Origin of the sequence: Metabacillus litoralis, from assembly GCF_020524045.1 — a bacterium.
Classification (GTDB): domain Bacteria; phylum Bacillota; class Bacilli; order Bacillales; family Bacillaceae; genus Metabacillus; species Metabacillus litoralis_C.
In genome coordinates, this window is record NZ_JAIVKL010000037.1 from 1 (window position 1) to 7,127 (window position 7,127).

Annotated in this window: 5 protein-coding genes, 16 tRNA genes and 1 rRNA gene; all 22 read right to left on the reverse strand. The window is 36.1% G+C overall.

Annotated features, from left to right (window positions below):
• The coding region (locus tag LC076_RS24560; RefSeq protein WP_226671591.1) for a helix-turn-helix domain-containing protein at positions 1 to 51 on the reverse strand (51 nt) is incomplete at its 3' end.
• A 923-nt stretch (positions 52 to 974) separates the two neighbouring features.
• On the reverse strand, positions 975 to 1,304 hold the full coding sequence (locus tag LC076_RS24565; protein ID WP_413466033.1) for a hypothetical protein: 330 nt from the start codon (positions 1,302 to 1,304) through the stop codon (positions 975 to 977).
• A 233-nt stretch (positions 1,305 to 1,537) separates the two neighbouring features.
• Positions 1,538 to 2,296 carry a hypothetical protein gene (locus tag LC076_RS23750; protein ID WP_226671588.1) on the reverse strand — a complete coding sequence of 253 codons (759 nt, stop codon included), beginning with the start codon at positions 2,294 to 2,296 and terminating at the stop codon, positions 1,538 to 1,540.
• Between the two features lie 230 nt (positions 2,297 to 2,526).
• Positions 2,527 to 3,594 carry a serine/threonine-protein kinase gene (locus LC076_RS23755; RefSeq protein ID WP_226671589.1) on the reverse strand — a complete coding sequence of 356 codons (1,068 nt, stop codon included), beginning with the start codon at positions 3,592 to 3,594 and terminating at the stop codon, positions 2,527 to 2,529.
• Between the two features lie 735 nt (positions 3,595 to 4,329).
• Positions 4,330 to 4,626, reverse strand: coding sequence for a hypothetical protein (locus LC076_RS23760; RefSeq protein WP_226671590.1), 297 nt, complete (start codon positions 4,624 to 4,626; stop codon positions 4,330 to 4,332).
• A gap of 519 nt (positions 4,627 to 5,145) precedes the next feature.
• A tRNA-Leu gene (locus LC076_RS23765) sits at positions 5,146 to 5,227 on the reverse strand.
• Positions 5,228 to 5,263: 36 nt separating this feature from the next.
• A tRNA-Leu gene (locus LC076_RS23770) sits at positions 5,264 to 5,352 on the reverse strand.
• A 14-nt stretch (positions 5,353 to 5,366) separates the two neighbouring features.
• Positions 5,367 to 5,440, reverse strand: a tRNA-Cys gene (locus LC076_RS23775).
• Positions 5,441 to 5,452: 12 nt separating this feature from the next.
• Positions 5,453 to 5,527 (reverse strand) — tRNA-Gly (locus LC076_RS23780).
• Positions 5,528 to 5,589: 62 nt separating this feature from the next.
• A tRNA-Gln gene (locus LC076_RS23785) sits at positions 5,590 to 5,664 on the reverse strand.
• A 35-nt stretch (positions 5,665 to 5,699) separates the two neighbouring features.
• Positions 5,700 to 5,775 (reverse strand) — tRNA-His (locus LC076_RS23790).
• Between the two features lie 21 nt (positions 5,776 to 5,796).
• A tRNA-Trp gene (locus LC076_RS23795) sits at positions 5,797 to 5,870 on the reverse strand.
• A 54-nt stretch (positions 5,871 to 5,924) separates the two neighbouring features.
• Positions 5,925 to 6,008 (reverse strand) — tRNA-Tyr (locus tag LC076_RS23800).
• A 17-nt stretch (positions 6,009 to 6,025) separates the two neighbouring features.
• Positions 6,026 to 6,098, reverse strand: a tRNA-Thr gene (locus LC076_RS23805).
• 18 nt (positions 6,099 to 6,116) lie between these two features.
• A tRNA-Phe gene (locus LC076_RS23810) sits at positions 6,117 to 6,192 on the reverse strand.
• A 177-nt stretch (positions 6,193 to 6,369) separates the two neighbouring features.
• Positions 6,370 to 6,446 (reverse strand) — tRNA-Asp (locus LC076_RS23815).
• Positions 6,447 to 6,521: 75 nt separating this feature from the next.
• Positions 6,522 to 6,598: transfer RNA gene (locus LC076_RS23820), tRNA-Met, on the reverse strand.
• A 13-nt stretch (positions 6,599 to 6,611) separates the two neighbouring features.
• A tRNA-Val gene (locus tag LC076_RS23825) sits at positions 6,612 to 6,687 on the reverse strand.
• 60 nt (positions 6,688 to 6,747) lie between these two features.
• Positions 6,748 to 6,819 (reverse strand) — tRNA-Glu (locus LC076_RS23830).
• Between the two features lie 17 nt (positions 6,820 to 6,836).
• A tRNA-Ser gene (locus LC076_RS23835) sits at positions 6,837 to 6,928 on the reverse strand.
• Positions 6,929 to 6,932: 4 nt separating this feature from the next.
• Positions 6,933 to 7,007 (reverse strand) — tRNA-Asn (locus LC076_RS23840).
• A gap of 12 nt (positions 7,008 to 7,019) precedes the next feature.
• Positions 7,020 to 7,127: ribosomal RNA gene (gene rrf, locus LC076_RS23845) — 5S ribosomal RNA — on the reverse strand; the annotation flags it as partial.

Consider the following 7,127-nt stretch of genomic DNA (forward strand, 5'->3'; position numbering starts at 1 on the left):
TTGTTTTTGGTTAGGGAAGATACGAAACTTAAACGCCTTTTTAACTAACATGATTTCACCTCACTCACCAGGAACGTATGTTCTAATTATACCATGACAGTGGGTGTTTTGGCTATCGCCAACCGCCATTCATCTCCCTCTTATCACTGAGCTAAAGCTCTTCACGCGATTGAAGAGGGAGTCTTCTGTCTGAGAATGATAAAATTACTTCTTCCTATTATACGTACTAAAATGTTATAGGTTTCAAAATTAGATATAAGCTAATTTTGAAACCTAGCAAGAGAGTGAAAAGGTTAAAAACTAAATATATCACAAGTAGGCTGTCCGAAAGAATTATGCACCTCTTTTGAATGAATTTTAACTTCATAATTTTCACGACATTTATAAGTAATGATACTTTGAGTACTTACCATTTTAATTATTCTTAAAGCAGTAGATACCAGTTTTAACTTGGAGTGAGTTTAAGTTAGTTTGGAATTTTCTCTTTTTTTGACCGATAGTTATGTGGGCCATTTGGGCAAGATTCTCTTCCCGTTGGGTTTCATCGTAATTTAACATAGAAAATTAGTTAATTATTGTCGACATAATTATTGAGGCTATTCTTCTATTATATAAAGCACAAAAAAGGCCAACACTCTGTTTGTTCGAAGCATTGACCTTTATAGGTTTAGTTGAATTTTAAAATGGTATTCAAAGCTTTTCATTATTGGACGAATTGCTCGCAAAGGATCTCTCATCTTCAATTGGACTTTTCAGAGAATCAATCGTGTATCCTTTTCCTAATGGAATTAACTATATTGTCCTGGACTCATCTATTGATTCAAGTTAATCCAGGATCGCATTAATAGTTTTGACTGTGCTCCGTTCTGTGGATTGATATGATCGTCTAATTTAAGTAAATAAGCATATAACCCACCTTTAGAGATTTATCTTCCAAAACCTTTTCTGCGCTAATAACACCTTCTAAGGCGCTTTTACCGAGCTATAAAATCCCTACACCCCTTTAATTGATTAGAACCAATGTTTTTAATGTGTCTAATAATAAAGGACGGTATCTCTTGACCGTTAATTTTAAAATGCTCTATTAATCTATCATCTAGTTCTGTATAAACATTTAATGCTAAAAGCAATTGATAGACATCTAGCACAGGGAAAACTTCACCCAGGAGCATATAGGTATAGGTCATAAGTTTTATAAACTCAGATTGTGTTAAATACTTATTAGGGTTTCTCAATTTTTTTAAAGCTGAATGGTTCTTTATTTCGTCACCATCGCTATCCTCAATAACGATTTCAGCCAACATAATTTGATTACTTATATCTTGTAAGAGCTCATAAACATCAGACGATTGTAAAATGCTTTCATCTTTGGCGTAATATCCACCTAAACAAATTGACCGGTTATAATCATCTAGCCATCCACGCTTTTCTGCTTGTTAAACAAATAATTTGAAAACCTGTCACGTAACCCCAAATTCTCACCCCCTTTCAATTAAAAGAAAAGAACCCTTAAATATAATATAAGGGCTCTCTAATCTTATTTGTATTTTTGGGCCAAATAACTATAGAATGCTTCTGTTCTCTCAAGATGCATATCAATACCTTCACTAAATATTGTCATGATTCTCAAATATTCATGATTGGCATCCAAGTATTTTTGTAAATTTGAATCCTCTATCTCCCCATTAGCTCTTTTCCATTCTGCTTTAAAATATATCCTTAGAAAATCTTTAAGTACATTAATAAAATCGTCTAGGTTCAGTATTTCATCAACAGGATACCAAGTCCCCAACTTATCTACTTTTAAAATAATAAGCGAAACAATATAGTTAACAAATTCATTATTGCCACTGGAATCTGGACCAAAGTAAAGAGCTAATAATGTTCCCCTTTCTTGCAAATCTTTTCTTAATTCTGATAACTTCGAATCTCTTGAAATTTTATTTTTTCTCTTTTCATGATCTACCTCCTCAAAAAATCCAGTTGCTTTTAATATTTCCACATACTTAAGCAAACTATAGCATGATGATATAAATTCAACGCTAAGTTTCCTTACTTCTTGAATCCATTCAATTCTTGAAGTTGCCACCACATTACCTTTAAAATTCTCTTTACTAAGTGCTTTTTGCTGTTCCAACGAATCCAAATTATACTGTTTTTGCTGTTTTAAGGTTTTCATATTTATAATAATTGAAACAGTCGCAGTAAGTATTACTCCTAAAAGCCCAATAGCAGCAGCTGTACTCCTTAAATCAAAATCTCCATTAGAATTAAAAAAGATATCTAAATATGACATTAATATATCACTCCTTTACAAAAGGATAACAAAGAAGTTATTAATCTAAAATAGTAACTATCTAAATATGGTACTAATCAATTCATCCATTCAATCTATGCTCGCTTCCATCATATTAAGAGTCTCTTTATGTGCAATTACCAGAAAATACTTTCTGAAATAATCATATTAGAATTCAAACAAAAAAAAGGCGATGAATTCATCTACCTTTTTTTCTCGCTTTTTCAGTATTAAGTTGTAACTATTTCTTCTTTTTTGTAAATTCTTATTTTATCAGGTATCAAAAAACTTAATTGTATACCTTCTGCTAGTACCTCATTAAAATCCGGGAAGGTATAATTACCTCTATCTTCTGATAAAGAATTATAATCAAAATCACCAATTTTACACACTTTTTCAATAAGTTCTTTAGGTTCATTAGCAATCTTAATTTCTACCTTATAAGTTGCTTGAAGTTCTTGAGCAATAACATCGTTTATTTCCCAAACTGATCCCCTATCATCTTCTTCTTTACTAAGCAACTTTAAGATAGCTTTAGCTAAATCATCAGAAATTTCATTGTTTTTTTCTTTAGGTGATTTAGGTTCTTCATAAAGATGTGCATTCATCTGAGCATAAAGTGTATTTCCACTAAAAGGAAGTTCTCCGGTGAATAGTTCATAAATCGTACAACCTAACTGGTACAAATCAGTTTGTTCTGTCGATTTTTCATTTTTCCATTGTTCAGGAGCTGAATAAGGAATCGATTTTGCTTGCCAAACAGAGTGTGTTCTGGTCATTTCGTCCACAAACTTTGCTAAACCAAAATCTCCTACTTTAGTAATTCCAAAGTCTGATATAAATACATTTAGTGGCTTTATATCTCTATGTATAATACCCTTTTTGTGAGCAAAATCTATTGATTTACACAATTCCCAAGCAATCAATAAACTAATTGAATAATAAGTTCTAGATTCTAAAGTTGATTTGAATTCTTTTATCCACTCATTTAAGTTCTTTCCTTCAAGCAATTCCATTACAATAAAATAAATTTTTTGGCTACCATATTCAAAGCTATCGTAGTCCAGAATTGTAAGAATATTAGGATGTCCAATTAAATTTGCTCCAGTACTAGCTTCATCAGCAAGTATCTTTTCTGCCTTAGGACTTTGAACATAATTCAAGCCTTTCACAAACTTAACCGCGACATTTCTTTTTAAAGACTCATCAAAACACTTCCAGACTTCCCCCATCCCACCATGAGCTATAAAATTAACTAGTTTATATCGATCATTGATTTTATCCCCTATTTTCAGCACAAAAAAACCTCCTAATTGTTTTCTACATTTTAACATATACCTAGGAGGTTAATACTATTTTTTGTTATATTATTCCTAATGAACAAGCAATTTGATATAAAGCTGATTTTTTCTTCTCATAATACCTATTTTTTTGCAACCCCAAATTTAAATATATATTTAGATCTTTTTCCATTATAACTTAGATATTACAATTCAATTATTCTGCTTCCCTCATTATCTAGACTATATTCTAAAGTTCTTTCCATTTGTATTACTTTTAGTTTATTCGGTAGGTCGTTATCACTACTTTGGGGAATATGTTAGTCTTAATACCTCATCAAATAATTCTTATTTATTTTTCAACCTTACTTTTAAGGCTTTCTATTGTTTTTATTCATTAACAACTAGTGACCGTATATACTTTTCATCATAATACGGAAAGAATGATAATCGTCCCATCCTTTCTCCTCCTAAATCATATTTGACTTCACTAAATAATTTTCTTCGGAGGATTAAAAATAGCATCAATCACTTGAGCTTGATAGATTGGTAAGGTAATAATCTGTTACTAACGCCATAAAGTAACTCATCACTATTTGTGCAGGAATTTAGGCATCAGTAACATTGTCACTTTTTTTGTTTAAATTCAAAGTTTTCAAATACTGAATTCATAATTGCCTTTTTCTTTTGTGGTCCAGTAAGTATTTGCTTTTGGACTTTTTCACCAGTCCAACCTGAGAAATTTACATATTTCTAAACAGCATTAGGAGCAACTTCAATGTAATTTAATTTCCGACCATCTAACGCCATTCTAACCCCCCAAGTTATACCACCATTTTGAACTGCCTGTTGTGAAGCGAAGCCAACACTTTCAATAGCAATTACTTTCTCTTCTTTTACGTGTGCCATAATATCTACTATCATTGTTCTCATACGTTTAGGATCTACAGAACCAAATCCAGTAAGCTCGTTCTGGACTATAACTTGTCCACGCTCATCTAATGCAATGAATCCTGTTTTAGTTGATGGATCAATACCTACAAATCTCATCTTTTCCCTTACATTTCTGTAACTCCCTTGCAACTGAATAACGTTCTATCATTCTATAATTTTCGTCCTTGGCAATTTTATATAATTCTTCTTTTGTTAATTTAGAGAAATCCATTTAAATCACTCCCTTTGCAACTCATTAAACCTTTGAATCCATCCCCGAAATAAAAGCCTAAAATATTAAGTCCTGTATCTCTACCTTTTGCGAAAGTTTATTATATAACTTTACCACCCATTGAAGTGTCACTAAGATCATGCCACAAGAATTCAACCATATCTGGGTATCTTGTTCAATTGATCCAGATTCTTTTAAATACGATAACTGTGGTTTTAGTGCCTTCTCAAAATCCCTAGACATTTAAGAAAGCATAATCCAGCTAAAACCCAGTCTCAAAGACACTTAATAATCGTAATTTGTTGTCCACACGATTAGCAATTCACTTTAGTAAAATAAGCACAAAAAAGGCCAATACTCTGATTGCTCAAAGCATTGACCTATAACGGTTTATTTCATTTTGATACCAGTGGTCGGGGTCGAACCGACACTCCCGAAGGAACACGATTTTGAGTCGTGCGCGTCTGCCAATTCCGCCACACTGGCAAAGATGGAAAGTTATTTTGCTAAAGCAAAAAACTTTGGTGCCGAGGACCGGAATCGAACCGGTACGGTAGTCACCTACCGCAGGATTTTAAGTCCTGTGCGTCTGCCAGTTCCGCCACCCCGGCAAGGGTGTTATAAATGGAGGCGGCAACCGGATTTGAACCGGTGATAAAGGTTTTGCAGACCTCTGCCTTACCACTTGGCTATGCCGCCTTTAAATATTATTGGAGCGGAAGACGGGATTCGAACCCGCGACCCCCACCTTGGCAAGGTGGTGTTCTACCACTGAACTACTTCCGCAATCATAATATAGTTATTATATAGTATAGCCTATGCAAAAGGGCTAAAAATGTGTAAAAAAATGGCTGGGCTAGCTGGATTCGAACCAACGCATGTCGCAGTCAAAGTGCGATGCCTTACCGCTTGGCTATAGCCCATTAAAAATCTTTTAAATTTATAATTACATAAAAAATGGGGCGACTGATGGGAATCGAACCCACGAATGCCTGAACCACAATCAGGTGCGTTAACCACTTCGCCACAACCGCCACAATATATTAATGTTTAATTGGCAGGGGCAGTAGGAATCGAACCCACACCAAAGGTTTTGGAGACCTCTATTCTACCGTTAAACTATGCCCCTAAGATAATTCTTTTCTTTAATAATTAATGTTATTTTCGTTTTGCGAAAAAACAGTGGTGGAGGGGGGCAGATTCGAACTGCCGAACCCTAAGGAGCGGATTTACAGTCCGCCGCGTTTAGCCACTTCGCTACCCCTCCATATTAAGAGAAAACAGTGCCGGCGAGAGGACTTGAACCCCCAACCTACTGATTACAAGTCAGTTGCTCTACCAGTTGAGCTACACCGGCTAAAAATTGAAACAAAAATGGTGGCTCAGGACGGAATCGAACCGCCGACACATGGATTTTCAGTCCATTGCTCTACCAACTGAGCTACTGAGCCAATAAGGTTTACGGCTTCCACTAAACTTCGAATCTCTTCATCAGCTCCATCACTCACATCCTCACGTATTGACATACGCTCCGGTGTTCGCTCAGTCGCTTCTTCGACCTTCTCGTTTATTGAAACCCTTTTACACTAAACAAAGATAAAAGTGTAAATTAATCTTCAAAAATTTAATGGCGGTCCGGACGGGACTCGAACCCGCGACCTCCTGCGTGACAGGCAGGCATTCTAACCAACTGAACTACCGGACCAAGTTTTTTTCACTACGTGAAAATAAACAACCTTGAACTTTTCTTAAGAACGAAGTAAATACTTCGAAGAAAATTTGGTTGCGGGGACAGGATTTGAACCTGCGACCTTCGGGTTATGAGCCCGACGAGCTACCAGACTGCTCCACCCCGCGATAATAATATAAATGGTGGAGGATGACGGGATCGAACCGCCGACCCTCTGCTTGTAAGGCAGATGCTCTCCCAGCTGAGCTAATCCTCCGAATAATCTTCATATAATTTATATGAAAGTAAGTTATTTTCGCTTTGCGAAAAAACTTTATGACCCATACGGGATTCGAACCCGTGTTACCGCCGTGAAAGGGCGGTGTCTTAACCGCTTGACCAATGGGCCTATATATATTTAAATAGTGGCGGAGAGCAAGGGATTTGAACCCTTGAGACAGCTTACACCGCCTACACGATTTCCAATCGTGCTCCTTCGGCCACTCGGACAGCTCTCCAAAATGGCTCCGCAGGTAGGACTCGAACCTACGACCGATCGGTTAACAGCCGATAGCTCTACCACTGAGCTACTGCGGATTAATATACAAAGCCTGGCAACGTCCTACTCTCACAGGGGGAAACCCCCAACTACCATCGGCGCTGAAGAGCTTAACTTCCGTGTTCGGCATGGGAACGGGTGTGGCCTCTTCGCCATCA

What these genes read in the sequence shown, in the direction of transcription:
- LC076_RS24565 (WP_413466033.1), bottom strand. Translation starts at nt 1,304, where the DNA reads ATGTTGGCTGAAATCGTTATTGAGGATAGCGATGGTGACGAAATAAAG.
- LC076_RS23750 (WP_226671588.1), bottom strand. Translation starts at nt 2,296, where the DNA reads ATGTCATATTTAGATATCTTTTTTAATTCTAATGGAGATTTTGATTTA.
- LC076_RS23760 (WP_226671590.1), bottom strand. Translation starts at nt 4,626, where the DNA reads ATGAGATTTGTAGGTATTGATCCATCAACTAAAACAGGATTCATTGCA.